Raw genomic sequence first — 26,635 nt, forward strand, 5'->3', positions numbered from 1 at the left:
AAAGTTTTATTTATTCAACAACCAGACAATTCTCATGGACTTATAGCCACTAGCTAAATTCGGAATATCTATAAAAGGCCAAGTTGAACACCTTTACCAGCGCAAATAACCAACAACCAATTTAAGACTCGTCTTAAAGGCACAACGAAACTCTGCCATTACACTGACTTCTCTTGATAGGAGAAACGATTCCGTGAGAGCCCTCGATACCCTCAATAGTCCAAAACCCCAGAGCAACGCCGCCATCTACTGCCTGACGATTCTGGCACTGGCGCTGATCGCCATGACCGTGGTCGCCGGTTACCAGCTCAATGAACTGTTTCCACTGAAGGATGTGGTGCAACAACAGGAGGTCCAACTCACCCACCGCGCCGATGCTATCCAGTCAATGAGCGCAGAACTCAAGCGTCTGGCAGAACAAAAGCAGGCCCTGGAAACCGACCTTGTGACTGCGAAGGAACAAGCGAAGGCCGCCGAGGCGGCAAAGACCGAACTGGAAAACAATCAACGCGCGGCGCAAACCAGCACCGCGTTAGAGGACGAAGACTCACTGTGCGCGATCATCGAGCAAAATATCCGCCTCGTAGCGGATCAGCTCAGTCGCGACGACTTCTTTCGCTTGCGTGATGAGCGCGAAGCTGATGCTGAAGCCGTGCTGGAAAGCTATGAAAAACAACTCGCCCACTGCATTGAACAGCTGACGGCACAAACCGCATTGCCAACACAGAAATGAGCCTGCACTCGTTGCGCAATACGATTGATCGCGGACCGAAAAAGCCCTGGCAATCAGGGCTTCCCGTTAACTTTTTATAGCTTGAATTCCTTGGTCAACTTATTCAGCGAGGCCGCCAATTGCGAAAGCTCCGCCGATGCAACTGCCGTCTGTTTCGAACCTTCTGCGGTTTCGCAAGACAGGTCGCGAATGCTGATAAGGCTTCGATCCACCTCGCGTGCAACCTGAGCCTGCTCTTCGGCAGCGGTCGCCATCAGCAGGTTTCGTTCATTGATAAGATTCAGAGAGCCAGTGATGTCGGTCAGCACTTCGCCGGCGATATTGGCCATCTCAAGTGTTCTTTCCGCCTGAGAGCGGGTGTGGCTCATGGAAGAAACCGCCCTGCTGGTGCCCGACTGAATGGAGCTGACCATGGACTCGATGTCCTCGGTAGATTTCTGAGTACGCTGCGCCAGCCCTCTCACCTCATCTGCAACCACGGCAAAGCCACGGCCCGCCTCCCCCGCCCGCGCCGCTTCGATGGCCGCGTTCAAAGCGAGCAGATTGGTTTGTTCGGCGACTTCTCGGATCACGTCCAGCACGCTGCTGATATCGCTCGCCATCGTAGAAAGCGCCTGCACTTCAGCCGAGGTGCTATGCACGCTGGAAACCATCAGATTGATTGCCGCGACCGTTTCGCTGACCTGGGCTTTACCGGCAACAGCTGCTGCGCTTGATTCCGACGTCAGTTGCGAGGTCGATGCGGCGTTGTCCGCGACCTGCTCCACCGCCGCACTCATTTCAGTCACGGCGGTGGCGGCCATTTCGATTTCATGACTCTGACGCTGAGTGATACGCGAAATATCTTCGGTGACGCCGTGCATGACTTCCGAGGTTTCGGCCAACTGCGTGGACGAGTCACGGATCATGATCAGCGCATCACGCAAACTGGCCTGCATCGCGGCCAACGAAGACAGCATCTGCGCCGCCTCATCGGAACCATCCAGCGCGATGGTTTCGCTCAAATCGTTGGCGGCGATGCATTCCGCAACCCTTAGCGAGCCTGCAATCGGCACCGTCAGGCTGCGCGTGTACAACACCGCCAGGGCCAAGGAAGCACCGATGGCAATGACAATGAACACACTGACGATCAACAGCGTGTGTTCGTAGACATTGTCGGCCTGCTTGCCCGCTTCATATGCTTCGATCTCGTTGAGAGCAATCAGCTTTTTGAGCGCGACCTGCACGCCGTCCGAGGCGGCACGCATCTGATTCTTTGACAGCGCAATGGCCGCTTCAAGCTGCCCTTTCGCCACGGTTTCAAGGTATTGGTCCTGCGCCTGATCATTGACCGCTTGTGCTTTGGCGAACTCCTCGAACGCTTTACGCCCAGCGTCAGTAGTCAGCAGATCAATGAGCGCTCGTTGATGATTTTTGATGAGCTGACGCGATTGCTGAATGTCCATCAGGGCCTGAGCCTTGCGCTCAGGGGTTTCGATAGGGTTACGCAAACGGGCGTTATTGCCCTTGATTTCGATGAACTCGCGATCCAGTTGGCCGAGCAGCTTGATGCTTGGCACGATGGTCGTCTCGACATAGGTTTCTGCCTTGTTGAGCAAGTCGACTTGCTGCAAGGCGATCAATCCGATCGCGATAATCATGAGACAGAACAAGCCAAAACACAGCGCCGATCGCGGCGCGAGGTTGAGTTTACGAAGCAGCATGATGCCTTACCTTAGAGTGTATTCAAGACAATGGGTCTTACGAGCTGGCAGGAAAGCTGGCGCAGACAATCAGCCGTCACCGCGCAAGGGTGCAGCTAGCGGTTTGCACACGAAGAAAGCGTGGGATCAGTTGAGGCCGGCTCCGCACTTTCATTGAGCGCGGGATCAGCCAGCATCAGAAAATCCGCCAATCGCGGCAGATTGATTTTCGAGACCAGACGCATCCAGCGTTGCGGATGCGGGTTGAAGAAGGTCTTCGACCACTGATGATCATCACTGGGGTTGAAAATCAGCAGGTGACGAATCAGCGGGTTTTCCCCAAAAAAATCGAGCGGATCCATCGCCATCTCGTTGAGCAACTCAGCATTGACGACGACCAGGCTGAGCCGCTGGGGGCAGTAATACGTCAGTATTCTCAGGTCACGATAAGTGCATACGTTCACGACGCTGAGACAGCCCAGCTTGTTGAACTGCTGTTCAATCGACAGGCCTCTACGCACGTCGCTATCGGCGATCAGGATCCGCAAGGATCGACTTCGGTTATTTTCAAGAAACATCGGACACCTTTGGCAGCTCCATTCTTCCTTTCAAGAAAATAACCAAGGGCCAGCCCGTCCGATATGAGACTTGTCTCAAAATGACCGCGGGGGTCGCTGAACGAAAACCACACTTTGCTGACAAGCCCGCGCTAGCGGGGCCCGGCATGGTTCAAAGTCTTTGGAGGGAGGGATTTTGCAACAGTGGAGAGCGGCGCAATGCCAGAAGCGCGAGACGGTTGTGTACGAACCAGACAATTCTCATTATTAATGCCCCTTGTTGTCAGTAACCTTGAAACAAGGGGCGCAAACTCATTATTTCTCAGTCCATCAAGGCAGCGTCAGCGTCACGACGTAATTGCCAGTCGTTATCGGGTGGCCGTTGTTGTCCGTGAGCAGCAGGCGCTGGTCGTAATATTTTTCCTGCTCGTGGGTATCGGCAATCATCTTCACGAATACTTGCTGGCGCGGCTCACCCCGCCCAGCCGCACTGACGTTGGTCACCGAGAACATCTGACCAGTGCTCGCCTGCGGACAATCAAGCAGCTCGAAAGAAGCAGAAGCACGGCTGGCGCCACTCGCCATGCAACTTGCCTCGACAATCTGTCCGCTGAAGCGAATCACTCCGCTGACGGGCGCAGACTGGGCCGCGCTGACGGTGTCAAAACCCAGCAGGCAGAGACTGGCAATCAATAAAGGACGTCGAATGATCATCGCGAAACTCCATGGTTATTAACCAAGGTATCGCCCGTTGCAAAATGATCTTTAACGTCCCCCTTCATTACAAGGCCAGTCAGCAGGGCCCTGCGCCAATACGGTTACAGCTCGACCCGTTTGATTTTCTTGATCAGATCAGCCTGTGCATGCTCAAGCTTCAACGCGCTGCGATTGATATCCAGTGGATCGATGACCGGCGCTTCGCACTCGGCCTCAAGCTCGTTACACGCCTCGATGACCTGATGCTCGGCGACGATGCGCGCCGCGCCCTTGATCCGATGTGCCAGGTCAGCCAACAACCCGGGATCGCTTTCGGGTATCAGCGAATGCAGCTCCTCCAGATCCTTCTCACAACTCGACAGCGCCTCGCGCAGCAGTTCTTTCATCATGTCGAGGTCGCCTCCGGTGAGCTCGTTCAGACGCTCGCGAATCGATCCCAGCTCCTTGGTACCCGTCGCAGGCGGGCTCTCAACTGGCTCGGTTTCGACATCTTTTTCCCAGCCGGCAAGCAGGGTCGACAAGGTGCTGAGGCTGATCGGTTTGAACAGACAGTCATCCATCCCCGCCTCTCGGCATTTCACTTTTTCTTCCGGCTGCGCGTTGGCTGTGAAGCCCAAGACGATACACGGCGCGCCACCACTGTCGCGTTCGTCCTGGCGGATGGTGCGGGCCAGTTCATAGCCGTTCATGACCGGCATGTTGCAGTCCGTGATCACAATGTCGAACGGCTCAGAGCGCCACAATGCCAATGCCTGCGCACCATCGGCAGCATCACGCACCGCCTGACCAAGAAAGCTGAGCTGCTGCGTCAGTAACAGGCGGTTGGCGCTCTGGTCATCCACTACCAGAATCCGCAGCGTCGGCACTGGCTTGTCCTGGACAACCGAGACAGGCAGCACCTTGCCGCCGAGCGGGCTGAGGATATTGAAGAACAGCGACACTTCCAGGCAGGTGCCCTTGCCCAAGGTGCTGGTTATATTCAGTCGCCCGCCCATCAACTCGCACAACGAGCGTGAAATCGCCAACCCCAGACCGGTGCCGCCCCTGTTCGACGGGCCGTGATTGGCTTGAGAAAACGGCTGGAACAGGTTCTGCAGATCGGCACTGGAAATGCCGATGCCGGTGTCCTCGACTTTCAGGTCGACTTGCAAACGTTCGTCAGCAAGGCGTTGGCCACGAATCGAGACGCTGACATGCCCGGTATCGGTAAACTTGATGGCATTGCCCACCAGGTTCGAGAGCACCTGCTGGAAGCGCATCGGATCAACCAGTACGTCACAGCCGACAGTGGCGTCGATATCGAGTTTCAATACCAGGCTCTTCTGCCTGGCCAGGCCGTCGAACACCCGCGCCACGGACTCCACCAGTTCGCGCAGGTTGGCGCGTTTCGGCGAAAGACTGACGTGCCCAGACTCGATGCGAACCACATCGAGGATATCGCCGATCAGTTCCAGCAGGCCTTTCGCCGAGTCGTAGGCCACCTCAATCGCCGGTCGATCGAAGTGGCCCTGCTCGGCGCGCTTGAGCGTGAGTTCAAGCATGCCGATCACGGCGCTCATCGGCGTACGGATTTCGTGGCTCATGGTCGCCAGGAATGTGGTTTTGGCGCGGCTCGACTCATCGGCCAGCTCTTTCGCCGAACGCAACTCTTCGATCAGTTCGCGGCGCTCGCTGATGTCGATCCAGCCGCAGATCACGCCTCTGACTTCGCCCGTCGTGTCGTGATAAGGCTGGATCCAGTGATAAATGATCAGCCGCGTTTCACCGACATGCAGCGTGCGATCCACCTCGTAAGGTTCGTCCCGCTCGATGACACGCAGATAGTCATCGTGAAATTGCAACGCTTCCTGGCGATTGCGCTTGCCGCTTTCGAGCACGGTCTTGCCGATCACGTCCTTTTCCAGCAGGCCAAACGTTTGCAGATAATTGTTATTGCAGGTGACAAGTCGACCTTCCCGATCGCGAACGTAAATGGGATGCGGCGTGCCGTTGATCAGCGCCCCCATGAACTTCAGTTGATCGCCGAGCAAGCGTTCTGCCCGACTGCGCTCGCGGATCTGCCGGCGAATATAGAAATTCCACGCCAGCGATCCGAGAATAATCAAGAAAGCGCCGGCGCTGATCTGGTAGATCAACGTCTTGTAATCGCGCCATGACAAACCCGAGAACGCAGCAATGGGGCGCCAACGGTTGAGGATTACGTCCAGCTCATCGGGTGGAATGCTCAGCAGAGCCTTGTTCAGAATGCTGACCAGTTCGGTATCGGCACGTCGGGCGGCGAAGGCGAGAAAACCCTTGTTCATGCCGACGATGTTGGAGATGCGCAAACTGTCACTGTAGATGTGAGCGATGTAATAGCGCGCACTGTGCAGCGTGGTAATCATCGCGTCTGCTCGCCCATCCTTCACGTCAGCCAGAGCGCCGAGCACTGTCTCGTTGTCGACAATTTCAATGTCGGGATAATCCTTGAGCAGCTCACGCTCTGCAGAGCTCTCGGGGACGGCGACGCGCTTGCCGCGTAGCTCCTGCAGGCTTGAAGGCGCGCCAGCTTCCTTGGCGGTGACGATCACAAAGGGACTGGCGAGGAACGGGTGGGTGAAACGCATACCGACTTCACGGGAGACGGTTGGCGTCAGCAACGAGATATCGGCGCTGCCATCAAGCAGGCGCGTGCTCAAGCTGGAAAAACTGTCGGTGCGCTCTACATCGATCTGCAAACCAGTGCGCCGCTGAATCAGTTCCAGCAGATCGGCGCCGATTCCGCCAAAGTTGCCATCGCCATCAAAGAACGCAAATGGCGCTTGGTCGTCATTGATCACGAACCGCGCGACCGGGTGCAGCTCAAGCCAGCGTGCTTCGCCGGGTGTCAGATCGATACGTTTGGGTGTCAGTGCCCCGCCGCCACCGGACCAGCGCTTGGTGATTTCGGCTATCTTGCCCTCACCCATCGACTCAATGACCGAGTCGATTAGACGCAACAATTGATCATTCCCTCGGCGCAGGGCAAAGCTGAAACCGTTGGTTTGCGTTTTGACGAAAGAGTGCAGGCGCACATAGTTGAAGTAGTTGAGGTTGATCAGATAGTTGCTGGACACCGTGTCGCCCAGAAACAGATCGACTTTGCCAAAGGCCAGCGCAGCCAGTGCCAACTCGTTCGATGGGAAAAGTACGAACTCGGCGTTGGGATACAACCCATGCAACTGACTGGATGGCAGGTAATCGTCGGCAACCGCAATACGCAAACCGGCCAGATTGGCCGGCATCGGTCGACGATCATCGCCGCGCATGAACATTGCCGGCACGTCTTCGACATAAGGTTTACTGAGCGTGACGAGGCCGTCGATCAACTCGAAACTGTTGGAGCTGCCCAACATATCGATGTCGCCGCGTTCAAGCGCCGCCATGGCGTCGCGACGGTCAGGATAAGCCTTGACGGTAACTTCGACATGCAAGGCCTGGCCGATAATGCAGGCAATGTCGGCGGCAATCCCCTCATAACGCGTACCGCTTGCGGTCATCACATAGGGCGGAAAATCCGGAAGCGCCGATCCCAATACGAGGCTGCGTTTCTGCCGTAGCCAACTCCAGTCTTCGTTGCCCAGATCGACTTGCACCTCCTTGCAGTCCGATCGACCGAACACCTGCAGAGTGCGCGGCTCTGCTGCCCACAACGACCCGCTACCGAATACGAAAAGCACACTGACGAGCAAAACACCGCGCAACAGATGAAACATAAGCGAGTTATCCCTGGTTGTCGGCTGTCAGGCTGTGCTGCAACTTGAACAGCTCTGCATCACCACGAATGCCAAGCTTTTTGAAAGCGGCCTGTTTTTGCCCACTGATGGTTTTGCGACTGCGCGAGAACTTCAAAGCGATCTGCGTCACCCCCATACCCTCGAGGCAGCAGCGCAAGACTTCTTTCTCTTTCGGCGACAGCAGAGGATTGCTCAGAAAATCGTCGCTGTGCGCCGCGCCGTCATCATTGGTACCAGCAGGCTCATCGACTGACACAGGCAGCACATCAAGTTCGAAGGCCATTGCCGGCGACAGGTACAACTGGCCGGACGCTGCGCAGCGGATGCCGGTGATCAGGTCATCGACTGGCTGGGACTTGCCGAAGAATCCGCTGACGCCCGCTCCGATCGCCATGTTCACCACCGCCGGGCGCTCTTCGGAGGATGAGACGAGGATGCGCATGCCTGGATATTGCTTGCGCAGCAGACGAATCAGATTAAGCCCGTCCAGCTCGCCATCGTGCAGCTTGTAGTCGAGTATCAGCAGGTCGATTTCGGTCTCGCGCAATCCAGCGAGTAACTGCGCACTGCTCGCGTACACGCCCACGACACTGAACTCGGCTTCGCGCGTCAGCCGCGATTTCATCGCCAGACGTATGAGCGAGTGATCATCAAGGATGGCAACGCGTAACGGATTCACGACTGACCAATGCATGAGCAGCTCCATGATGAGGAGGGTTGAAGGATCATCAGCACTTGGCAACCGCAGCCGATCCCGGGCATCACCGAAGCATTCAGGTGCATCTGATTGATTTCTCGGCACATGATGATTGTTTTGAAGACGTGACGAAATAGGGCTTTGTCCCAAAAGTCAGACCGCGCGTGCGGATCAAAGGTCGGACGTGCCTATTGCCCGGCGCCAGGACGATTTTTGACCCTCGAAACGCCAATCGACCAGGTGCGCCCAATTCATGGGCCGAGCATAGAAGAAACCCTGCCCCCACTGGCAACCGAGTCGAGCCAGGTGATGAACCTGGTCTGCGGTTTCAATGCCTTCTGCGACCACACGCATGTCCAGCTCGCGCGCCAGGGCCAGGGCACCGTGGATGACCGCACTGTAGCGAGCCTGCTGGAAATTCTGCACGAAACCGGCGTCGAGTTTGATTTCGTTGAACGGCATCTGACACAGTCGCTCCAGCGAAGAATAGCCGACACCGAAATCATCGATTGCCAGGCTGAAGCCGAGCATGCGCAGACGCACCATGTTTTCCATGCTGATCTCGGGCATCTGCAGCAGACCGGTTTCCGTCAGCTCGAATATGAGCCCGGCTGGCGAGGCGCCGTGAATGCGCAACAGCGCCTTGATCCGGTCGACGAGATTCGGGTTGGCCATCTGCGTGACGTCGAGATTGAAGGCGAGCTTGAACGGCTTGCCGTGGGACTGCACGAAACGCTGCAGACTCAGTCCTTGCGTGAGCAGGCTGAAAAACATTTCGTCGAGCAGTCCGCAACGCTCGATCGTTGGCAGAAACATACCCGGTGAAAGCAACCCGCGACTGGGGCTTTGCCAGCGCACCAGCACCTCGGCGCCATCCACCTCACCACTGCGCAGGTGAAACTTGGGCTGGAAGTACGCGCGAAATTCCTGCCGGCGTATCGCTTCGAGCACTTCGTTCTCCGTAGGCTGATCGAGATGACTTTCCGCCAGTTTGGCATCGACCTGGCTGTGCGGCCGATAGCGAGCCAGCAATGGCGCCAGTACATCGACCATCAAGGGCTTGCCGACACTGCCGAGCAATTCCAGGCCCTGCAACGTGACAATTCGATCGACCGTGCGCAACAAGTCTTCAGGCAATGAACTGCAGATGATCACTGCGCGAATCAATCCGGCCTCTCTCGCCAGGCGCAAAAAGGTCAAACCATCCATCCCGGCCATGCTCAAGTCACACAACGCAACGTCCACGCCCCCTGCCTGGGAGATCAAAGCCAGCGCATCCTTTCCGTCAGCCGCCTGAAAGATATTTTTGTAACCCAGACTGTTAAGCGCGCTGACCGCAGCCGTGCGCTGGAAGGCGTGATCTTCCAATACCAATATACGAAGCGTGTTCACAAACCGGGAACCTCTTTCTATCAGCCATTAATAGCGAAAAGCTTGAATCATCTTCCAACAGAAAGATTGCTCACAAACTTTGCATTGACTGAGAATTTCTGCGTCCGCGAATACTAATCAGGTAGAGCTCGCGCGACTTTGAGAATTGTCTCATTTAGTCCACTGTACTTTACTGAGAATATAAATACGCACTTCCGATATTGCCGCTTTGTTCGCACTTGCCACGCTTTAAGACAAATCTCAAAGACCCATCACTATCACCGACCTAACATGGCCTGGCATTTCAATGCAGCACTTCACAATAACTTCGGATATAAACATGAAAAAGTTCGCTTTCGCAGTACTCACTCTTTCCGTACTGGCTGCCTCCACTGGCGCACTGGCTGAAGAAGCCGCTAAAGCCGTCAAGGGCGGCAGCGGTCAAATCAGTTTCACCGGCGTCATCAACAACGACGCGTGCTCGGTAGATGGCGCTTCGGGTAACGACAAGATGATCGCTGTGGATATGGGCAGCGTATCGATCAAAGACATGGGCACCGATTCTGCCCCGGGTGCTGGTCGCGTGGCTGCCAACGATTTCAACCTGAAAGTGAACTGCAACGCCGGCACCAAGGTGTCGATGCTGTTCAAACCAACCGTAAACGGTGGTTCGGGCCTGGTTGATGGCAAGAAAGTTCTCAAGCTGCAAGGTACTGATGCGGCCAAAGGCGTAGGTATCGCGCTGCTGGACAGCAACGGCCAGTTGATCGACCTGAGCTCTGAAGCCACTGCCAAAGTACAGACCAGTCTGACCGGCGACGGCACCACTGGCGGCGACGGCACCCTGTCGTTCGCAGCCGCTTACGTCACCACCGGCGACAAGACCACCGCTACTGCAGGTACCGGTAACGCCACTCTGCCGTTCGTTCTCGAATACGAATAAGCAGCACGCAATACCTGGACGGGGCCGCTGTGCCTCGTCCTTCCCCACCAGATCAATCGGTGAAAACTATGTTAAGTCGCTATTTTCCGCTGTGCCTGGGGCTTGCCGGGGTGTTGATGACGCACTCGGCATTCGCCAGCATCTCCTTGAGTTCCACCCGGATCATTTTCGATGGCGCGCACAAAGAGGCAAACGTCACCGTGCGCAACGGCGGGCAAACCATCCTGGCGCAATCGTGGCTGGATGCCGGCGACGCGGCTGGCAGCGCGCCGCCGTTCGCGGTGACTCCACCGCTGGCCCGACTCGAACCCAATCAACAGCAACTGTTGAGGATTCTTTATGAAGGCCGCGGCATGCCTGCGGACAAAGAGTCGGTGGTGTGGCTGAACGTGCAGGAAATCCCTCAGGCCAGTGCTGCCGATGTCAATACGCTGCAACTGGCGGTACGTCAGCGCATCAAGGTTTTCTTCCGTCCGGACGGACTCACCGGAGCCGCCGCGCAAGCGCCGGTGCAACTTGTATGGCAACTGGTCACGCAAGCTGGCAAGTCGGTACTGAAAGTAAAAAATCAAAGCAATTACCACGTATCGCTGGCCGACCTGAAAGTCGCTGCTGGAAATAAAGCGGAACTGGTGATTGATTCGACAATGATCGCTCCGGGCGAAGTTCGCTCGTTCAACTTGAAAGAGTTGCCACCCGGTTCTCCACGCCTGACTTTTTCAGCCATTAATGATTACGGCGCACAACAACGATTCGATGCACCACTCAGCGCTACCGAAAGTCATGCCGAGCGCGTGAAAGATGCATCCGCCCAGTAACTTCCTCGCCCCACCCCGCCAATTCACAAGCTATTTACGAGTTCCGGACTCCGGTTGAAGCAACACGGACTGATAAGGCAAATTGCATGTTCTCCTCCCAACACCACACATCTTCAAGTTGTGTAAAGCATCACGTTGTGCGCCATAAAAGCAAAACGGCGTTGGGCTGCCTGCATCCATTGTGCTTTGCCATCAACATGGCCATTTGTGGCTTCGCCATGGGTGCCGAAGCCCCGGCCGCGGTAGCGGGTGAAGCGTTCAATACCTTGTTTCTTGAAGGTTCATCGGCGGTCGATCTGCAACCTTTGTTGAATGCCAACAGCGTTCTGCCAGGCCGATATCGCGTTGACGTTTTCAGCAACGGCACGCTGGTCGGGCGTCGCGACGTTGATTTCGCGGCCAACCCGCTCAACGGCAAAGTCGAGCCACGTATCACCCTGGAATTGTTACAGCAGCTGGGTGTGGACATGCGCAAACTGCGTGAGCAAGGTCTGGTTGATGAGCAACGGCCTGCCGATCACTACGATCTTGCGTCGATGATCGAGCAAGCCAGTATCAGTTTTGACGCCAACCGCCTGCGCCTCAATATCAGCGTGCCGCAGGTTGCTATGGCACGCGGCATGCGCGGCTATGTTGACCCAGAGCTTTGGGACGATGGCGTGGCCGCCGGATTCATCAACTATCAGTTGAGCAGCACCCGCAGCAAAACCGATTACTCGACGCAAATCTCCAATAATCTGGGGCTGCGCAACGGCATCAACTTCGGTGCCTGGCGTTTGCGCAACGAGTCCAATCTGAGCAGTGCCACCGGCCGGCCCAATCGGTTTGTCAGCAATCGCACGTTCATCCAGCGCGACCTCACGGCGATCAAGGGGCAACTGAGTGCGGGTGAAATATTTTCCGATTCGGATCTGTTCGACAGCGTGCGCTATCAAGGCGTCAAGGTGGCCTCTGATGAGGGCATGCGCGCAGACAGCGAGCGCGGCTATGCGCCGATCATTCGTGGCGTGGCTGAAACCAATGCGAAGATCGAGGTCCGCCAGGATAACTACATTCTTTACACCACCAACGTGCCGCCGGGGCCGTTCGAGATCAGTGATATCTATCCATCGGGTTCCAATGGCGATCTGGAGATCACCATTGTCGAGGCGGATGGTCGGCGCAAGGTCACCCGGCAGGCGTTCTCCGCCTTGCCGACGATGGTGCGTGAGGGACAGTTGAAGTACAGCCTGTCGAGCGGCAAATTCAACAACAACAGCGAGGGCTACGACAAGCCGGCCTTCCTGGGCGGCACTTTCGCCTACGGTCTGACCAGCAACCTGACAGGCATTGCCGGCATTCAGGCCAGCAATGGTTTCAAGGCGCTTTCCGTCGGTGCGGCGAAGAACACTTCGATTGGCGCGATGTCGCTGGACGTGACGCAATCGTCCAGCAAGGCATTCGGTAAAACGACCCAGGGCAGCAGCGTACGCGCGCTCTATGCAAAGACCTTCACCGGCACCGATACCAGCTTCACCCTCGCCGCCTATCGTTATTCGACCGAGGGTTACCGCACGCTGACCGACCACGTTCAGGACACCAGCACCGGCGCTACGCGGCGCGCAGGTAACGCCAAAACCCGTACCGACCTCACGGTCAACCAGACCCTGGGCGAAGCGCGCCAGTACGGCTCGCTGTACTTGAATGCCAGTGATCAGCGCTATTGGGATCGCGGCGGCTCGCGCAGCTTCTCCGCCGGTTACAACAACAATTGGCGCGACCTGAACTACAACATCAGTTTGAGTAAAACCGAAGAGTTCGGCGCACGCGGTGACACCACTCACGACACCCAACTGAGCGTTTCGATCTCATTCCCGCTCGGATCGACACCTCGCGCACCTCGCGCCTATATTTCCAGCAATCATCAGAACACCGGCACCAGTACGCAAGCCGGGATCAATGGTTATCTGACTGAAGACAGTGATACCTACTATTCCGTACAGACCGGGCGCAGTGTGCAAGGTGATCGCTCCGGCTCACTCAGCCTGAGTACCCGGACAGCGATGGGCGATCTGGGATTGGGCTACAGCCGAGGCAGCGGTTATGAATCACAGAACCTGAGCGCGGCCGGATCGATCGTGGCTCACGCGGGGGGAATCAACATGGGCCAGACCGTCGGCGAAACATTCGCAATGGTGGAAGTGCCTGGTATGTCAGGGGTAGAAGTCAGCAGCTACTCCGGCGTGAAAACCGGCCTCAACGGCTATGCCGTCCTTCCAAACGCACAGCCCTATCGGGTGAATTGGGTGACGCTGGACACACGAAATCTCGGCGGTGACATAGAGCTGGACAACGCCACCCAACAACTCGTACCGAGACGAGGTTCAGTAGTGCTTGCGCGCTTCGAAGGCAGCAAAGGGAGACGGATCCAGTTCGAACTCTACGATGCCGAGGGCAAACCCCTCCCATTCGGAGCCGTATTGATGGACGCCGAAGGTAAACAACTGGCACTTTCCGACCCCACCGGCAAGGCGTTAGCGCTTGTTACCAAAGATCAAGGCATCATCACAATCAAGTGGCAGGGCAAGAGTTGCCCCGCCCCCTACAAGCTTCCAGAAAGGCTAAAGGATTTGAACTATGAGCATTACCGGCTTTCTTGCTCTACCAGCGTAGACACATCGAAATAACACGTTCAATTCTTCAATCTTCAACATCAAGGCTCTGATTTATTCAGAGCCTTGTCGTTTCTGCGCGTCTAGCCATGGCGCATAAAAACAAGACAATTCCTATATCCACACGCAGAAGACTCATTACCATAAAAGGCGTAGTGAGCACTCACGCGCAACCGTGTGAGATCAATAGCCCCACCGCCCTATAGGCGAGAAAGCCAAGAGAATTAGCCATGCCAAAAATCAGTGCAATGAGCGTAACCATCTATAAGAAAAAACCAGAGAACAACCAACACATAAAATCAGATTCGCAAAATCATCTAGCACTTACGAAGAAAACCACAAGCGACGACAAGATTAGAATTGAGTCCAGCGAAGAAGGTGTTAATACGGTCAAACAGCCTATTAGTGCAGTCGAGCTCATAAAAAAACAAATTGCCGAGATACAGCAACAACTTGCAACTCGCAGAGCAGAGCTGGCTAAAACCGAAAGAATGAATATGCCAGAAGAAGAGAAGGCTCAAAGAACAATCGAGATTCAAAATCAGATTTCTGTATGCGCTGGCAACCTCCACGCGCTGCAGGCAACATTGATCCAAATGACACTCAGCGTTGACACACACGCTTGAAATCCCCGCCGATGGCCGCACAGGCACGGGCCAACGCCTCATGGCGCGTCGCAAAGCGACGCGCCGAAGGTATGTGTCCCGAGCCTACCGATCAGCAACTGCCGGGCGGGATGCCTTCCTTGTTAAAATCTTTAAGGCGCTTTTGCTCTTCCTCTGTGGAATGCGCCGGCGTCGATTGATCCGGTACTTCTTCCTCTGGAAATTGTGCTGTTTCTTCAGTCATTGCTTTGCCCTCGTTCTGGTTACTCATTCGGCATCGGCCGAGGGCTGGCAGTTCCAAAACTTCGCACCTTCTCCCTCTCGGCGAGCAAGTGCTCTTAAGTCTCTGGATAGCGCAACCTCACCCCATTCGAGCTTCGTTGCAAAGCTGGTTACGACCAAAAACCCTTGTGCGGCTCAGCCGCCTCCCCCTCCAGCATCGGCCCCAACACACTGACCTTGCGCTGCCCCTTGGCGAACACCTCGCGGCATGGCAGCGAGAACGTCGGGTTCTCCGGATGGTCACCGGTCAATCCCAGTAACGCATGCTCCGACAAGGCATAAACCACCCGCCCGATCCCGGTCCAATACACCGCGCCGGCGCACATGCAGCAAGGTTCGGCGCTGGTGTACAGCGTGCACAGTTCCAGCTCTTGCGGCGACAGCAGTTTTGCCGCTGCGGCGGCCGCCACCAACTCGGCATGCTGAGTCGGATCGCCTTGCGGCGGCATCGAGTTGTTCCCCGCTTCGACAATCACCTTGCCGTTGCGATCCGCCACCAATGCCGCGAACGGATGGCGACCGCGTTGTTTCGATGCCTCGGACAAGGCGATGGTCTGGCGCAGCAAGGTCAGATCAAGCTCGCTGACGCCGGCCGGAATGAGCTGAGTGAATTGATTCATGGGTAACTCCTGGGCAGTGGAAAACAAAAGTCAGTCGGCCAGTTCAGCGCCGATGGTTTCGGTCGATTTTTTATCGTTGTTGAGCAGGATGTTGAGGACAATGGCGGTGATCGCGCCGAGGAAAATCCCGCTGTCGAGTACCAGTTTCAGCGTTGGCCCAACGTGTTCGAACAGCGCCGGAAAGGACATTGGCAGCACTCCGACACTTACCGATACGGCGACGATGATGCCGTTGCGAGTGCCCTCGAATTGCACCCGCGACAGTTCTTGAATGCCCGCCACCGTGGTCATGCCGAACATGACGATCGCACAGCCGCCGAGCACCGGAGTCGGTACCGCGGCGATCAAAGCACCGAGTTTCGGGAACAAACCCATCAGCACCATGATTGACCCGGCGGCGGCCACGACGAAGCGGCTTTTCACGTTTGAGAGCGCAATCAAACCGGTGTTCTGGGTGAAGGCGTTGTAGGGAAAGCTGTTGAACAAGCCGCCGAGCATGGTCGACAACCCATCGGCGCGAAACGCATTGCCGAGGGTTTGTTACGTAGTCGGTTTGCCGGTCAGTTTGCCGATCGCCAGGCAGTTGCCGGTGGTCTCGGCCATGATCACCAGCATCGCCAGGGTCATGATCAGAATCGGCACCGGCGCGAATTCCGGCGCGCCGAATGCCATCGGCGCGCTCAGCTCAAACCACGCCGCTTCGCTGACCCGATTGAAGTGAGTCATGCCGCAAGCCGCTGCGATCAGACTGCCGACGAACAAGCCAATCAGCACGCTGAGGTTGCCGATGAAGCCCTTGAACTTGGCGTAAATTACCAGCGTTACGCTGACCGTGGCCAGGCCCAGCAACAAGTTCGCGGGATTACCAAAATCCGCCGAGTCGGGATTGCCGCCGCCCAGCCAGATCGCCGCTGCCGGCATCAGCGAGATGCCGATAATGGTGATCAGACTGCCGATCACTACCGGTGGAAAAAAACGCAGCAAACGGCTGAACACCGGCGCCAGCGCAATGGTGATAAAGCCAGCGGCGATAACCGCACCGAAAATCTGACTGAGGCCGAACTCCTTGCCGATCATGATCATCGGCGCCAGAGCAATGAACGAGCAGCCCTGAATCAGCGGCAGCCGCGCGCCGAATTTCCAGAAACCGAGAGTTTGAATCAGCGTCGCCACGCCAGAGGTCAACAGGTTGGCGTTGATCAGCAACACCACCTGCGCCGACGTCAGCCCCATCGCACTGCCGAGAATCAGCGGCACCGCCACCGCTCCCGCGTACATCACCAGCACATGCTGCAAGCCAAACGTGAACAACTGTCGCAGTGGCAAAACCTCGTCCACCGGATGAATGCGTTGTGTAGTCATTTCACACGCTCCTGAAGGTGCGGCATCTGTTGAGATCGCGGGCATGCCCAAGGGCGTTTGAAGGGTAGATCCGCCCCGGAGATCGTTTGACGCGAGGGCATATTTGAACGTTTATTGCGATGAAACAAATTAGCAACCATCGCTTTTTTCGATGGCACAATCAGGCATTCGTTAGCCGCTCCAAACATTCATTTCGACCCGGGAGTCCACCCTTGCGCTTCTCACTCGATCAACTGTTGATGTTCGTCCAAGTGGTCAAAAGCGGATCGTTTTCCGCCGCCGGGCGCCAACTGGGCAAGACCCAATCGACCATCAGCGCGGCGATTGCCAACCTCGAAACCGACCTTGGTGTCGACCTGTTCGACCGCAGCAACCGCAGCCCTGCCCTCACCGCCAGCGGCCACAAATTGCTGGTGCAGGCCGAAGCCGTGCTCGAACGCTGCATGACCTTCGAAGCCCACGCTGAGTGCCTTTCGGACAACGTCGAAACCAGCCTGACACTGGCGATTGAAACGCCGTACGGGCCGATCATGCCGGTGCTCAAAGCCTTCGAAGCCGCGTTCCCCTTCGTTGACCTGATCATCCGTCATCCGGTGTACGGCGACGTCAGCGAACTGGTCAGCAGCGGCGAAGCGGTACTCGGCGTGGCGTTCTCACAGCCCGGCTATCCCAAGGAACTGGCGTTCCAGCAGTTGGGCAAACTGATCATGCTGCACGTCTGCCATCCCGATCATCCATTGGCGCAACTCGACAACGTCACGTTCGACGACCTGCACGTCCATCGCCGCCTGGCCTTCAGCGCCCACGCGAGCAAACTGCCGAGCAGTGAATACCTGCGCTCGACCCAGTTGTGGCAAGCGGAAAGCTATCTGGCGTTACTGGAAATGGTCCGCGCCGGGCTCGGTTGGGCCACCCTGCCCCGGCAGCTTGTTCAGCGTGAACTGGTCAAGGGTGAACTGGTGGAACTGCAGCTCTCGGCGTATCCGCATACGGACTGGCAGATTGGTGTCGATCTGCTCTGGGCGCGGCAACGGCCGCTGGGTAAAGCGGAACGGTGGTTGAAGGAGAAATTGCAGGGCAACAAGGTGTATGAGCTGGATCGCAATGGGCAGATCACCACGCTTTGACGCGGGGACAAAGAGGCCCGCCAGAGCGGGCCTCGATTTCAGGCGTTGTCACTACGCCAGTTTGACTGTTTCAGTCTGAGCCTGGTGCTCAGGGCGGATCTTGAACCAGATGGAATACATCGCCGGGAGGAACACCAACGTCATGATGGTACCGACGAACGTGCCGCCGATCAGGGTATAAGCCAGCGTGCCCCAGAACACCGAGTGTGTCAGGGGAATAAACGCCAGGATGGCCGCCAGCGCCGTCAGCAGGACCGGCCGCGCGCGTTGCACCGTGGCTTCGACCACAGCGTGGAACGGATCCAGTCCTTCCAGCGTGTTGTGATGGATCTGCCCGATCAGAATCAGCGTGTTGCGCATCAGGATTCCCGACAGCGCAATCAGCCCGACCAGCGCATTGATGCCGAATGGCTGATTGAAGATCAGCAGCGTCGGCACCACACCAATCAAGCCCAACGGCGATGTAAGGAAGACCATGATCATCGCCGCGATCGAACGCACCTGCACCATGATGATCAGCAACGTCATGGCGATCATGATCGGCAGCAAGGGCAAGATCGCCTTGCCCGCCTTGCCGGATTCCTCGATGGCGCCTGCCTGCTCGATCCGGTAACCGGAAGGCAGTGTTTCGATGATCGGCTGCAACTGCTTGAGGATCACACCCGAAACATCCGGTGGCTGCAAGCCTTCGGCAATGTCGCCACGCACGGTGATGGTTGGCGTGCGGTCACGGCGCCGCAGGATCGGATCTTCCATGCGCACGTCGACCTCGCCGATCTGCGACAACGGGATGCGTTGCCCCGCCGCGCCGACCAGGGTGAAGCCTTTGATCTGCGCCGGGTCGAGCCTGATATTACCGGCGGCACGTCCAACGACCTGCACAGAACGAATATCCTCGCGAACCGCCGTGATCGGCACACCACTCAGCAGGAACTGCAGTTGCTGGGCAACCGCATTCGAGGTCAGTCCCACTGCTTGCAGGCGGTCCTGATCGAGACTGAAATGCAATGTCGGGGTCAGCGGTCCCCAGTCAGTGTTGACCGTTCTCATCATCGGGCTGTCTTGCAGCACGCCGCGGACCTGCTCGGCGATATCGCGCAGCTTCGCCGGATCAGGGCCCATCACCCGGTAGGCAACCGGAAACGGCGAATAAGGACCAAAGACAATTTGCGTTGCTCTAACGCGGGCCTCCGGGGCCAGTCCTTCGGCAACCGCTTCGCGCAGCCGGAACTTGAGGGTTTCGCGTGCTTCCTGACTGTCCGTCAGCACCACGATTTTGGCAAACGAAGGGTCGGGCAATTCCGGCGCCATCGCCAGAAAGAAACGCGGCGCACCTTGGCCGATATAGGCCGTGACGATTTTTGCCTCATTCTGCTTGTGCAACCAGGCCTCGACCTTGGCGGCCGTGGCGCTGGTCTGCTCGATCGAGGTGCCGTAGGGCATTTGCACCTCGATCATCACCTCGGGACGGTCGGAGGTCGGGAAGAACTGTTTCTTCACCAGCCCCATGCCTGGCACGGCGACGAAAAACAGCGTGACCACCGTGCCTGCCACCAGCCATTTGCGAGCGATCACCGCGGTCAGCAGCCGGCGAAAGCGGTTGTAATTCGGCGTGTTGTAGATCGCCGCGTGGCCACCTTCGACCTTCTTGATGTCCGGCAACAATTTCACGCCCAGATACGGGGTGAACGCTACCGCGACGACCCAGGACGCGATCAGCGCAATGCCGACGATCCAGAACATGTTGCTGGTGTACTCGCCGGCAGTGGACTGGGCAAAACCGTTGGGCAAGAAACCGATTGCGGTCACCAGCGTACCGGACAGCATCGGCGCCGCCGTATGGCTCCAGGCATAGGCGGACGCTTTGATGCGGTCGTAGCCCTCCTCCATTTTCACCACCATCATTTCAATGGCGATGATCGCGTCATCGACCAACAGCCCGAGCGCGAGGATCAATGAGCCGAGGGTGATGCGATCGAAATTCTTGCCGGTGGCGGCCATCACCACGAACACGATCGCCAGGGTCAACGGCACAGCCGCCGCGACCACCACCCCTACTCGCCAGCCCATGCTGAGAAAACACACGAGCATGACCACGAGCAGCGCGACAAAAAACTTGACCATGAACTCGCCGACAGCGGAGTCGATATTCACCGCTTGGTCGGTGACTTTGGCGAGGGTCATGCCCAATGGCATTTCCGCATTGATCCGCGCAGTCTCCGCATCCAGCGCCTTGCCCAGATCCAGACCGTTCCAGCCCTCGCGCATCACCACGCCCAGCAGCAGCGCGTCTTCACCGTTATTGCGCACGACAAAAGTGGCCGGATCTTCATAACCGCGTTCGACCGTCGCCACATCAGAGAGCTTGAGTGTGCGCCCCTGCACGAAGACCGGTGTGTCGCGAATTTTCTGCACCTTGTCGAAGGCACCGTCGAGACGCAGAAACACCTGCGGCCCGTTGGTTTCGATGGAGCCGGCGGGCGTAAGCACGTTCTGACTGTTCAGCGCGGCGAAGATGTCCTGCGGTGACAAGCCGAGGGTCGCCAACCGGTCATGGGAGAACGAAACGTAGATGCGCTCGGCTTGCTCACCGATGATATTGACCTTCTTCACCCCCGGCACATGCAGCAGACGCTGGCGCATGGCTTCCGCATCACGCACCAGCAAGCGCTGTGGTTCGCCTTTGGCTTTCAAGGCGAACAGCGCGAAGGTCACGTCGGAAAATTCATCGTTGATCATCGGCCCGATGACACCGGCCGGTAGCCTGATGGCTTCATCGTCGAGTTTCTTGCGCGCTTGGTAGAACTCTTCCTGCACTTGCGAGGGTGGCGTGCTATCGAGCAACGACACCATCGTGAACGCCAGTCCAGGGCGAGTGTAGGTTTCCGAGCGGTCGTACCACTTGAGTTCTTGCAGGCGCTTTTCAAGGGGTTCGGCGACTTGATCCTGCATCTCTTGCGCCGTCGCGCCGGGCCACGCGGTAATCACGGTCAACTGCTTGACCGTAAACGGTGGATCTTCCGCACGTCCCAACTTAAAGAACGACAACGTTCCTGCAACAGCGATTAGAAAAATCAGGAACACCGTGATCGCCCGCTCGCGCACGGCGATGGCCGAAAGGTTGAATCGTCCCTGGCTCATGGACGACTCCCGGCAACGCTGGCTTCGCTCTGCTGCGGCAATCGTACTTCTTCGCCATCGCGCAGCAGGTGGGCGCCCAACGCCACCACCTGCTCACCGGCAGTGAGGTCGCCGGCGATACGGGCAGAATCGTCGCTCAACCCCAGCACCTGCACCGCTCGCCAGGTCACTGTTGCCGGTGTTCCAGCGATCACCCACACACCCGGACCTTTGCCCGGGTCGTAAATCGCGGCAATGGGGACTTGTAACGCCTGTGTCCGGGTGGCGCCCTCGGCAATGCTGAGGGTGACGGTCGCACCGATTGGCGCGTTGGCCAACGGTCCCTCGAGCACATACCGCGCTTCGAATGTGCGCGTCGTGCGGTCTGCGGAGTCCGAAAGCAGCCTGAGACTTACCGTGACAGGCGCTGAGTTCACTCCGTAAAGGCTGGCTTGCGCGGTGGAGCCGACTGCCGGGCGTAGCGTTTCGGGCAGATGCACGATGGCTTCACGCTGACCTGCACGCGCCAGCCGCACCACCGGTTGTCCCGGGCTGACTACTTGTCCCGGTTCAGCGAGGGTTTCCACCACCACGCCGTCCGCATCAGCGACCAGCAGCGCATAACCCGAAGCATTGCGGGCCACGTCGGCTTGCGCTTGCGCGGCGTTGAGCTGCGCTTTTGCAGTCTCTGCGGCGGCTCTGAACTGATCGTAAGCTGATGCCGAAATGGCGCCAACGCCGACCAGTTTGCGATAGCGAGCCTCATCGTCGGCTGTCTGTTTGGCGCTGGCGCGAGCAGCGATGACCGCCGCCTGCTGCGCCCGCGCTTGCAGTCCGAGATCGATCGGGTCGAGACGCATCAGCGGCTGCCCGCGCTTGACGACCTCCCCCGTATCAACCAGACGTTCGAGCACCTTGCCCGAAACGCGAAACCCCAGGTCGCCCTGAACGCGCGCCGCGACCACTCCGGTGAAAGAGCGAGCGACATCGGCTGATGCTTGAACGGCAGCGGATCTGACCAGTGGCGCCTGTGTGCGGGGATCTGCAACGCTGGAAGATTCGCCACAGGCGCTCAGGGCGAGAGGCAACAAGCATGCGGCAATGGGGAAAGGTCGGAGCCGGCGCATAGATTCCCTTACTGAGAATAGGATGATCATCATATTCTCAGTCTTGTGACCATTATCGTCAATAGTCACTACATGAGAAATAACTGCATCCTGACCATCAGCAATATCGGCCTGCAAATCGACTGACAGGCCCGACTAAAAACGGTAGCTCACCGAAGTCCCCAGCCCGCTAGCACTGTTCTTGTATCGGGCACTGTAGGCACCTCTCGATGCCGAGGTGTCGTTGACCTCGACGCTCTCCTCCCACAGGTAGGAATAAGCCAGGTCGATCGTGACATTTTCCACGGGCGTCCAGCCTGCCCCGAAGCTGAGCACCTTGCGGTCGCCCGTCGGAATGCGCGGCCCCCGATTGGTGTTGTTGGCCGGTGACTGATCAACCGAGAAACCGGCACGAAGCACCCATTGGTTACTCAATTGATAGGCCGCACCGATCGCGTGAGCCCAGGTGTCGTGCCAGTTCTGCTCTTCGCTGATCGTCCCCAACTGGCCATTCAGCAACGGCGGCAAGCCACTGTTCTCGATCGTCAGCTCCTTGAAGCGGCTCCAGCGCGTCCAGGTACTGCCGACATAAAGCGTCCAGTCGTTATTGAATTGATGCGTGACCGAAACGTCCACCGACTCCGGCGTGTCCACGTCCAGCGAGGCGTCATAGCTGCGACCGCTGACGCCTAGCACGCTGAAGATGCCATCGGTGACCTTGGTTTTCGCATCCAGGTGGTAACTGACTTTGGAGTGGTAGGTCAGTCCCAGGCGGGTCTGGTCTGTCGCCTGCACCAGCACGCCGGCGTTGAAACCGAGTGCGGTGTCATCGCCGGTGCTTTTCAGCTTGCCGTCATTACGCCCCGGGCTGAGTGGATTGGGGACCATGCCCGATATCTCGCCGCTGATACGGTTAATGGTCGGACCGAAGCCGATCGAGACTTTTTCGTTAAAGGCGTAGCTGATGGTCGGCTGGAAAGTCAGCGTGGTGACTTCGCTCTTGTTGGCGTAATAGCGCCCGGCAAAACCACTGCCGTAGTCGGTGATCAGCCCGAACGGCACATAAAATCCGACGCCGAATGCCCAGTGATCATCAATCGGTTTGACGTAATACCCCATCGGTACGGTGGTCGTCGGCACCATGTCGCCATCTTCATTGCCGCCGAACGTACTGCGCGTCCGGCTGATATCTGACTTGGCGAACAGCGTCGCTGCGCCCACGCTGACCTGCTCTCGTTTAAGCCGCGCCATGCCCGCCGGGTTGCCGTAGATCGTACTGGCGTCTTCGGCTGAAGAAGAGCGCCCGGCAAAACCGGAGCCCATCCCGCTGATGCTTTGTTCGTTGAGTGCAAAGCCACCGGCAAACACATTGGAAGACGCAAGCACGACGGCCAGGCCCACGGGGCTCTTGAGCATTGTTTTTTTCATTATTGGACTCTATGGAGATCACTGGAATAGAACATCGAGCACTACAGCGAAACCATATTATCCATGTGACCGATCCAGTCAATAGTCACTTAAAGACTAAATTCAATGCCCTCCCGGCACTGATGTGCCGGTGGGCAGGAAGCGTAATGAGGGATGTCGTTTGACTCGAATCGCCTGAAAACCTTGCTCAGCGATGGGTCAAGGCATGAGGCTGCGCAGGATGAGGTTGGTGGTCAGCGTGGGCGCTTGCTCGATCAGATCCAGATTGTGTTGCAGCAGCAGCGGGTTGACGAAAGGTCGCAACGCCAGATTGATCGCCTCGACGGTCTCGTCCAGCGGCGTCTTGCGCTCGAACTCCCCCGCTTCTCGCCCTTGACGCACGATATCGAGGATAAAGCCCTTGATCTGCGCTTCATACATCTGGGCACTGTTCCAGCGCTCCGATGCGGAAAACGCCGCGATGTCGTAGAGCTTGCGATCGTTGAAGAACAGATCCACACCCGTGGCGATCACGGTCTTGACCAACCTGCGCAAACGCTCGGTCGCTGAAAGCGCTTCTGCGTTAACCGCGTGCTCGACTGCTGCAGCGATTTGCCCCAGACAGTTGGCGCAAATGGCCTCGCCAATTGCCTGCTTGGAATCAAAGAATTTATAGATGTACGCCTTGGAAAAACCGATGGCCTTGGCCAGGTCGGAAACCGTGGTTTTACCGTAGCCATATTGGCTGAAGTGCTCGTTGGCCGCGGCGACAATCTGGTCACGAATGTCGTGTTCGGCGGGGCCGCGAGTGCTCGGCGAGGAGGCAGTTAGGGATGGCTGATTCATGGGGGCAGCTTACTCACCCTATCAATGGCTGACAACTCGCCGAGCATTGTTGAACGTGTTACACCACGGCGGCTTCAATCGTTCTGGAACGCCACGCAAACCCCAACACCATCAGCAACCCCAGGCCCGCCATTGCCGCGCCGGCCAGGGAGATCGCCGGATAACCCAGCCCGCTGCTGATCACCGCGCCGCCAAGCGCTGCGCCAATCGCATTGCCGAAGTTGAAGGCGCCGATGTTCACCGCCGAGGCCAGATTGGGCGCGTCCTTGGCCGCTTCCATCACACGCATCTGTAGCGGCGGCACCAAGGCAAAACTGGCGATACCCCAGATCAGGATGGCCACGGCGGCCGGTAGCGGCCAGCGCATCAGTACGGTGAACGCCAGCAGAACCAGAATCAGCACGCTCAGCGAGACGATCAAGGTGCGATCTATCGAGCGGTCAGCGGCCTTGCCGCCCCACATGTTGCCCAGCGTCAACCCGACACCGTAAAGCATCAGCATGGCGGTGATGAAGGCGGTGGATGCATGGGTCTCGCTGCTGAGGATCGGCGCGATGTAGGTGAAAACGGTGAACATGGCACTCGAGCCGACCACGGTCAGGGCCAGCGCGGCCAGCACCGGGCCGCGCCCCAAGACGCGGATTTCCGCCATGACACCGACGCTTTGCGGCGCCCGCACGTTAGGCAGGGCGAACCACAACGCAGCCATGGTCAGCACGCCCAGGCCGGTAATGCCCCAGAAAGCCGTGCGCCAACCGAACAGTTCGCCAAACCAGGCGGCCAGCGGCACACCGCCAATGGTCGCCAAGGTCAGGCCCATGAACATCGCCGCAACCGCACCGGCACGTTTCTCCGGGGCGACCAGGGTGGCGGCGACGACGGAGCCAACGCCAAAGAAGGCACCGTGGTTCAGTGAGGTCACGACCCTGGCAACCATGAGGCTGTAGTAATCGGTGGCCAACGCTGACATCAGATTACCGAGGGTGAAAATCGCCATGAGCCCGATCAGCAGATAGCGCCGGGGAATCTTGCCGGTGGTCAGGGTCATCAGTGGTGCGCCGAGCAATACGCCCAGCGCATAAGCACTGACCAGCAAACCGGCAGCGGGAATGGAAACACCCAGATCCGCAGCGATACCCGGCAACATGCCCATGGGGGCGAATTCTGTGACGCCGATGCCGAAGGCACCGATGGCGAGTGCAACAAGTGGTGGATTGATACGCATGGAAAGCTCCTTATCTGTGCCGCCAATGCTACGATCCCGTCTTTTCAGGCGGTAGATAGCATTTTTTGCAATCACCTTTGCGTAGGAGGCACAAGTGGATTTCAACGGCAGGTCAGGTGAAATGAGCGTGTTCACCACCGTGGCCCAGGAAGGCAGCCTGTCGGCCGCCGCGCGTGCGCTGGGCCTGACACCTTCGGCAGTCAGCAGGATCATTGCGCGCACCGAGCAACGGCTTGGCACTCGCCTGCTGCTGCGCACCACCCGGGCGATCACCTTCACGGCCGAGGGCGAAGCGTTCTTGCGCGGCGCCCGGCGTATCCTCGCCGACATGGACGAGGTCGAAGAAGCCATCGCCGACCAAGGCGTGCCCAGAGGGCGATTGCGCGTCAGCGCCGCCCTTGGCCATGGACGCCTGGCCATTGTTCCCTTGGTCGCGGCCTTCAGCGCCCGTTACCCGAACATCGTCGTAGACCTCAACCTCGGCGACGAAGTGGTCGATATTCTCGGCGGGCAAGCCGACGTCGCGGTGCGCTTCGGCCTTCTGCCCGACAGCCCGCTGACCGCACGCAGGATCGGCACCACCGGCCAGGTCGTGGTGGCATCGCCCGAGTATCTGCAGCGCCACGGCGTCCCGCAGGAACCGGAAGACCTGCTCCAGCACAACTGCCTGCGCTTCAACTTCCGCCGTGCCGAACCCAACTGGCCATTCATCCGCGATGGCAAATCGTTTGCCCTGAAGGTCAGCGGCAACATCGAATGCAGCAGTGGTGAAGCGCTGGCACAATTCGCGCGAATGGGTGCCGGCATTGCCCGTATCGGGGAGTTCAGCGTGAGCAAGGATCTGCAGCGCGGCGACCTGATTGCGCTGCTGGAAACCTGCAACCCCGGGGACCAGGAACCGATTCATGCGGTGTTCGTCGGTGGCGCGGCGATGCCGGCGCGGGTGCGGTTGTTCGTGGACTTCTTGCTGGAGCATCACCGGATGTCAGCGCAGGTATAAGCTGATATTTG

At 57.9% G+C, this 26,635-nt stretch carries 20 protein-coding genes and 1 pseudogene; 7 read left to right on the plus strand and 14 right to left on the minus strand.

Annotated elements, in window-relative coordinates; all coding sequences use genetic code 11:
* Nucleotides 1-283 precede the first annotated feature (283 nt).
* Nucleotides 284-733, plus strand: coding sequence for a hypothetical protein (locus KBP52_RS03550; protein WP_212622084.1), 450 nt, complete (start codon nucleotides 284-286; stop codon nucleotides 731-733).
* 74 nt (nucleotides 734-807) lie between these two features.
* Here KBP52_RS03550 and KBP52_RS03555 read toward each other — a convergent pair whose 3' ends face one another.
* From KBP52_RS03555 to KBP52_RS03580, 6 genes are all read right to left on the minus strand, one after another.
* Complete coding sequence (locus tag KBP52_RS03555) at nucleotides 808-2,436, minus strand: methyl-accepting chemotaxis protein (RefSeq protein ID WP_077572900.1); 1,629 nt, start codon at nucleotides 2,434-2,436, stop codon at nucleotides 808-810.
* A 95-nt stretch (nucleotides 2,437-2,531) separates the two neighbouring features.
* Nucleotides 2,532-2,963, minus strand: a complete 432-nt coding sequence (locus tag KBP52_RS03560; protein ID WP_148053359.1) for a hypothetical protein — start codon at nucleotides 2,961-2,963, stop codon at nucleotides 2,532-2,534.
* Nucleotides 2,964-3,302: 339 nt separating this feature from the next.
* Entirely contained in the window at nucleotides 3,303-3,686 is a 384-nt protein-coding gene (locus KBP52_RS03565) for a hypothetical protein (RefSeq protein WP_077572902.1), read from the minus strand.
* A 104-nt stretch (nucleotides 3,687-3,790) separates the two neighbouring features.
* Nucleotides 3,791-7,423, minus strand: coding sequence for a transporter substrate-binding domain-containing protein (locus tag KBP52_RS03570; RefSeq protein ID WP_212622085.1), 3,633 nt, complete (start codon nucleotides 7,421-7,423; stop codon nucleotides 3,791-3,793).
* Between the two features lie 7 nt (nucleotides 7,424-7,430).
* On the minus strand, nucleotides 7,431-8,138 hold the full coding sequence (locus KBP52_RS03575) for a response regulator transcription factor (protein WP_077572904.1): 708 nt from the start codon (nucleotides 8,136-8,138) through the stop codon (nucleotides 7,431-7,433).
* A gap of 174 nt (nucleotides 8,139-8,312) precedes the next feature.
* Nucleotides 8,313-9,533 carry an EAL domain-containing response regulator gene (locus KBP52_RS03580; RefSeq protein ID WP_122661958.1) on the minus strand — a complete coding sequence of 407 codons (1,221 nt, stop codon included), beginning with the start codon at nucleotides 9,531-9,533 and terminating at the stop codon, nucleotides 8,313-8,315.
* A gap of 319 nt (nucleotides 9,534-9,852) precedes the next feature.
* Here KBP52_RS03580 and KBP52_RS03585 point away from each other — a divergent pair, with 319 nt between their 5' ends.
* The 4 genes from KBP52_RS03585 to KBP52_RS03600 all read left to right on the plus strand — a co-directional run bounded on the left by KBP52_RS03585 (nucleotide 9,853) and on the right by KBP52_RS03600 (nucleotide 14,550).
* Complete coding sequence (locus KBP52_RS03585) at nucleotides 9,853-10,455, plus strand: fimbrial protein (RefSeq protein ID WP_016986831.1); 603 nt, start codon at nucleotides 9,853-9,855, stop codon at nucleotides 10,453-10,455.
* Between the two features lie 68 nt (nucleotides 10,456-10,523).
* A complete protein-coding gene (locus KBP52_RS03590; protein ID WP_212622086.1) occupies nucleotides 10,524-11,273 on the plus strand; it encodes a molecular chaperone in 750 nt (249 codons plus the stop codon).
* Between the two features lie 218 nt (nucleotides 11,274-11,491).
* On the plus strand, nucleotides 11,492-13,939 hold the full coding sequence (locus tag KBP52_RS03595; protein ID WP_212623093.1) for a fimbria/pilus outer membrane usher protein: 2,448 nt from the start codon (nucleotides 11,492-11,494) through the stop codon (nucleotides 13,937-13,939).
* A 215-nt stretch (nucleotides 13,940-14,154) separates the two neighbouring features.
* Nucleotides 14,155-14,550, plus strand: a complete 396-nt coding sequence (locus KBP52_RS03600; RefSeq protein WP_077572908.1) for a hypothetical protein — start codon at nucleotides 14,155-14,157, stop codon at nucleotides 14,548-14,550.
* A gap of 91 nt (nucleotides 14,551-14,641) precedes the next feature.
* On the opposite strand, the gene KBP52_RS30650 is transcribed toward KBP52_RS03600, so the two are convergent.
* From KBP52_RS30650 to KBP52_RS03610, 3 genes and pseudogenes are all read right to left on the minus strand, one after another.
* Nucleotides 14,642-14,773: a hypothetical protein gene (locus KBP52_RS30650; protein ID WP_086936038.1), complete on the minus strand. Its 132-nt coding sequence runs from the start codon at nucleotides 14,771-14,773 to the stop codon at nucleotides 14,642-14,644.
* Between the two features lie 148 nt (nucleotides 14,774-14,921).
* Nucleotides 14,922-15,431 (minus strand): nucleoside deaminase, encoded by a 510-nt coding sequence (locus tag KBP52_RS03605; RefSeq protein ID WP_077572909.1) that lies wholly within the window; start codon nucleotides 15,429-15,431, stop codon nucleotides 14,922-14,924.
* Between the two features lie 30 nt (nucleotides 15,432-15,461).
* A pseudogene (locus KBP52_RS03610) lies at nucleotides 15,462-16,793 on the minus strand (nucleobase:cation symporter-2 family protein).
* Nucleotides 16,794-17,005: 212 nt separating this feature from the next.
* Here KBP52_RS03610 and KBP52_RS03615 point away from each other — a divergent pair.
* Nucleotides 17,006-17,920, plus strand: coding sequence for a LysR family transcriptional regulator (locus tag KBP52_RS03615; RefSeq protein WP_212622087.1), 915 nt, complete (start codon nucleotides 17,006-17,008; stop codon nucleotides 17,918-17,920).
* Nucleotides 17,921-17,971: 51 nt separating this feature from the next.
* On the opposite strand, the gene KBP52_RS03620 is transcribed toward KBP52_RS03615, so the two are convergent.
* The 5 genes from KBP52_RS03620 to KBP52_RS03640 all read right to left on the minus strand — a co-directional run bounded on the left by KBP52_RS03620 (nucleotide 17,972) and on the right by KBP52_RS03640 (nucleotide 25,624).
* Nucleotides 17,972-21,061 (minus strand): efflux RND transporter permease subunit, encoded by a 3,090-nt coding sequence (locus KBP52_RS03620; RefSeq protein WP_212622088.1) that lies wholly within the window; start codon nucleotides 21,059-21,061, stop codon nucleotides 17,972-17,974.
* Nucleotides 21,058-22,167, minus strand: a complete 1,110-nt coding sequence (locus KBP52_RS03625; protein ID WP_212622089.1) for an efflux RND transporter periplasmic adaptor subunit — start codon at nucleotides 22,165-22,167, stop codon at nucleotides 21,058-21,060. The genes KBP52_RS03620 and KBP52_RS03625 overlap by 4 nt, the downstream gene beginning before the upstream one ends.
* 135 nt (nucleotides 22,168-22,302) lie before the next feature.
* A complete protein-coding gene (locus tag KBP52_RS03630; RefSeq protein ID WP_212622090.1) occupies nucleotides 22,303-23,574 on the minus strand; it encodes an outer membrane protein transport protein in 1,272 nt (423 codons plus the stop codon).
* A 198-nt stretch (nucleotides 23,575-23,772) separates the two neighbouring features.
* On the minus strand, nucleotides 23,773-24,399 hold the full coding sequence (locus KBP52_RS03635) for a TetR/AcrR family transcriptional regulator (protein WP_212622091.1): 627 nt from the start codon (nucleotides 24,397-24,399) through the stop codon (nucleotides 23,773-23,775).
* Between the two features lie 58 nt (nucleotides 24,400-24,457).
* Nucleotides 24,458-25,624, minus strand: coding sequence for an MFS transporter (locus KBP52_RS03640; RefSeq protein WP_212622092.1), 1,167 nt, complete (start codon nucleotides 25,622-25,624; stop codon nucleotides 24,458-24,460).
* Between the two features lie 94 nt (nucleotides 25,625-25,718).
* On the opposite strand from KBP52_RS03640, the gene KBP52_RS03645 reads away from it, so the two are divergent.
* Nucleotides 25,719-26,624, plus strand: coding sequence for a LysR family transcriptional regulator (locus tag KBP52_RS03645; protein ID WP_212622093.1), 906 nt, complete (start codon nucleotides 25,719-25,721; stop codon nucleotides 26,622-26,624).
* The last annotated feature ends 11 nt before the right edge of the window (nucleotides 26,625-26,635 follow it).

Source organism: Pseudomonas sp. SCA2728.1_7 (assembly GCF_018138145.1).
Classification (GTDB): Bacteria; Pseudomonadota; Gammaproteobacteria; order Pseudomonadales; family Pseudomonadaceae; genus Aquipseudomonas; species Aquipseudomonas koreensis_A.

What these genes read in the sequence shown, in the direction of transcription:
- KBP52_RS03550 (WP_212622084.1), top strand. Translation starts at nt 284, where the DNA reads ATGACCGTGGTCGCCGGTTACCAGCTCAATGAACTGTTTCCACTGAAG.
- KBP52_RS03555 (WP_077572900.1), bottom strand. Translation starts at nt 2,436, where the DNA reads ATGCTGCTTCGTAAACTCAACCTCGCGCCGCGATCGGCGCTGTGTTTT.
- KBP52_RS03565 (WP_077572902.1), bottom strand. Translation starts at nt 3,686, where the DNA reads ATGATCATTCGACGTCCTTTATTGATTGCCAGTCTCTGCCTGCTGGGT.
- KBP52_RS03570 (WP_212622085.1), bottom strand. Translation starts at nt 7,423, where the DNA reads ATGTTTCATCTGTTGCGCGGTGTTTTGCTCGTCAGTGTGCTTTTCGTA.
- KBP52_RS03575 (WP_077572904.1), bottom strand. Translation starts at nt 8,138, where the DNA reads ATGCATTGGTCAGTCGTGAATCCGTTACGCGTTGCCATCCTTGATGAT.
- KBP52_RS03585 (WP_016986831.1), top strand. Translation starts at nt 9,853, where the DNA reads ATGAAAAAGTTCGCTTTCGCAGTACTCACTCTTTCCGTACTGGCTGCC.
- KBP52_RS03590 (WP_212622086.1), top strand. Translation starts at nt 10,524, where the DNA reads ATGTTAAGTCGCTATTTTCCGCTGTGCCTGGGGCTTGCCGGGGTGTTG.
- KBP52_RS03595 (WP_212623093.1), top strand. Translation starts at nt 11,492, where the DNA reads ATGGGTGCCGAAGCCCCGGCCGCGGTAGCGGGTGAAGCGTTCAATACC.
- KBP52_RS03600 (WP_077572908.1), top strand. Translation starts at nt 14,155, where the DNA reads ATGCCAAAAATCAGTGCAATGAGCGTAACCATCTATAAGAAAAAACCA.
- KBP52_RS30650 (WP_086936038.1), bottom strand. Translation starts at nt 14,773, where the DNA reads ATGACTGAAGAAACAGCACAATTTCCAGAGGAAGAAGTACCGGATCAA.
- KBP52_RS03605 (WP_077572909.1), bottom strand. Translation starts at nt 15,431, where the DNA reads ATGAATCAATTCACTCAGCTCATTCCGGCCGGCGTCAGCGAGCTTGAT.
- KBP52_RS03620 (WP_212622088.1), bottom strand. Translation starts at nt 21,061, where the DNA reads ATGAGCCAGGGACGATTCAACCTTTCGGCCATCGCCGTGCGCGAGCGG.
- KBP52_RS03625 (WP_212622089.1), bottom strand. Translation starts at nt 22,167, where the DNA reads ATGCGCCGGCTCCGACCTTTCCCCATTGCCGCATGCTTGTTGCCTCTC.
- KBP52_RS03630 (WP_212622090.1), bottom strand. Translation starts at nt 23,574, where the DNA reads ATGAAAAAAACAATGCTCAAGAGCCCCGTGGGCCTGGCCGTCGTGCTT.
- KBP52_RS03635 (WP_212622091.1), bottom strand. Translation starts at nt 24,399, where the DNA reads ATGAATCAGCCATCCCTAACTGCCTCCTCGCCGAGCACTCGCGGCCCC.
- KBP52_RS03640 (WP_212622092.1), bottom strand. Translation starts at nt 25,624, where the DNA reads ATGCGTATCAATCCACCACTTGTTGCACTCGCCATCGGTGCCTTCGGC.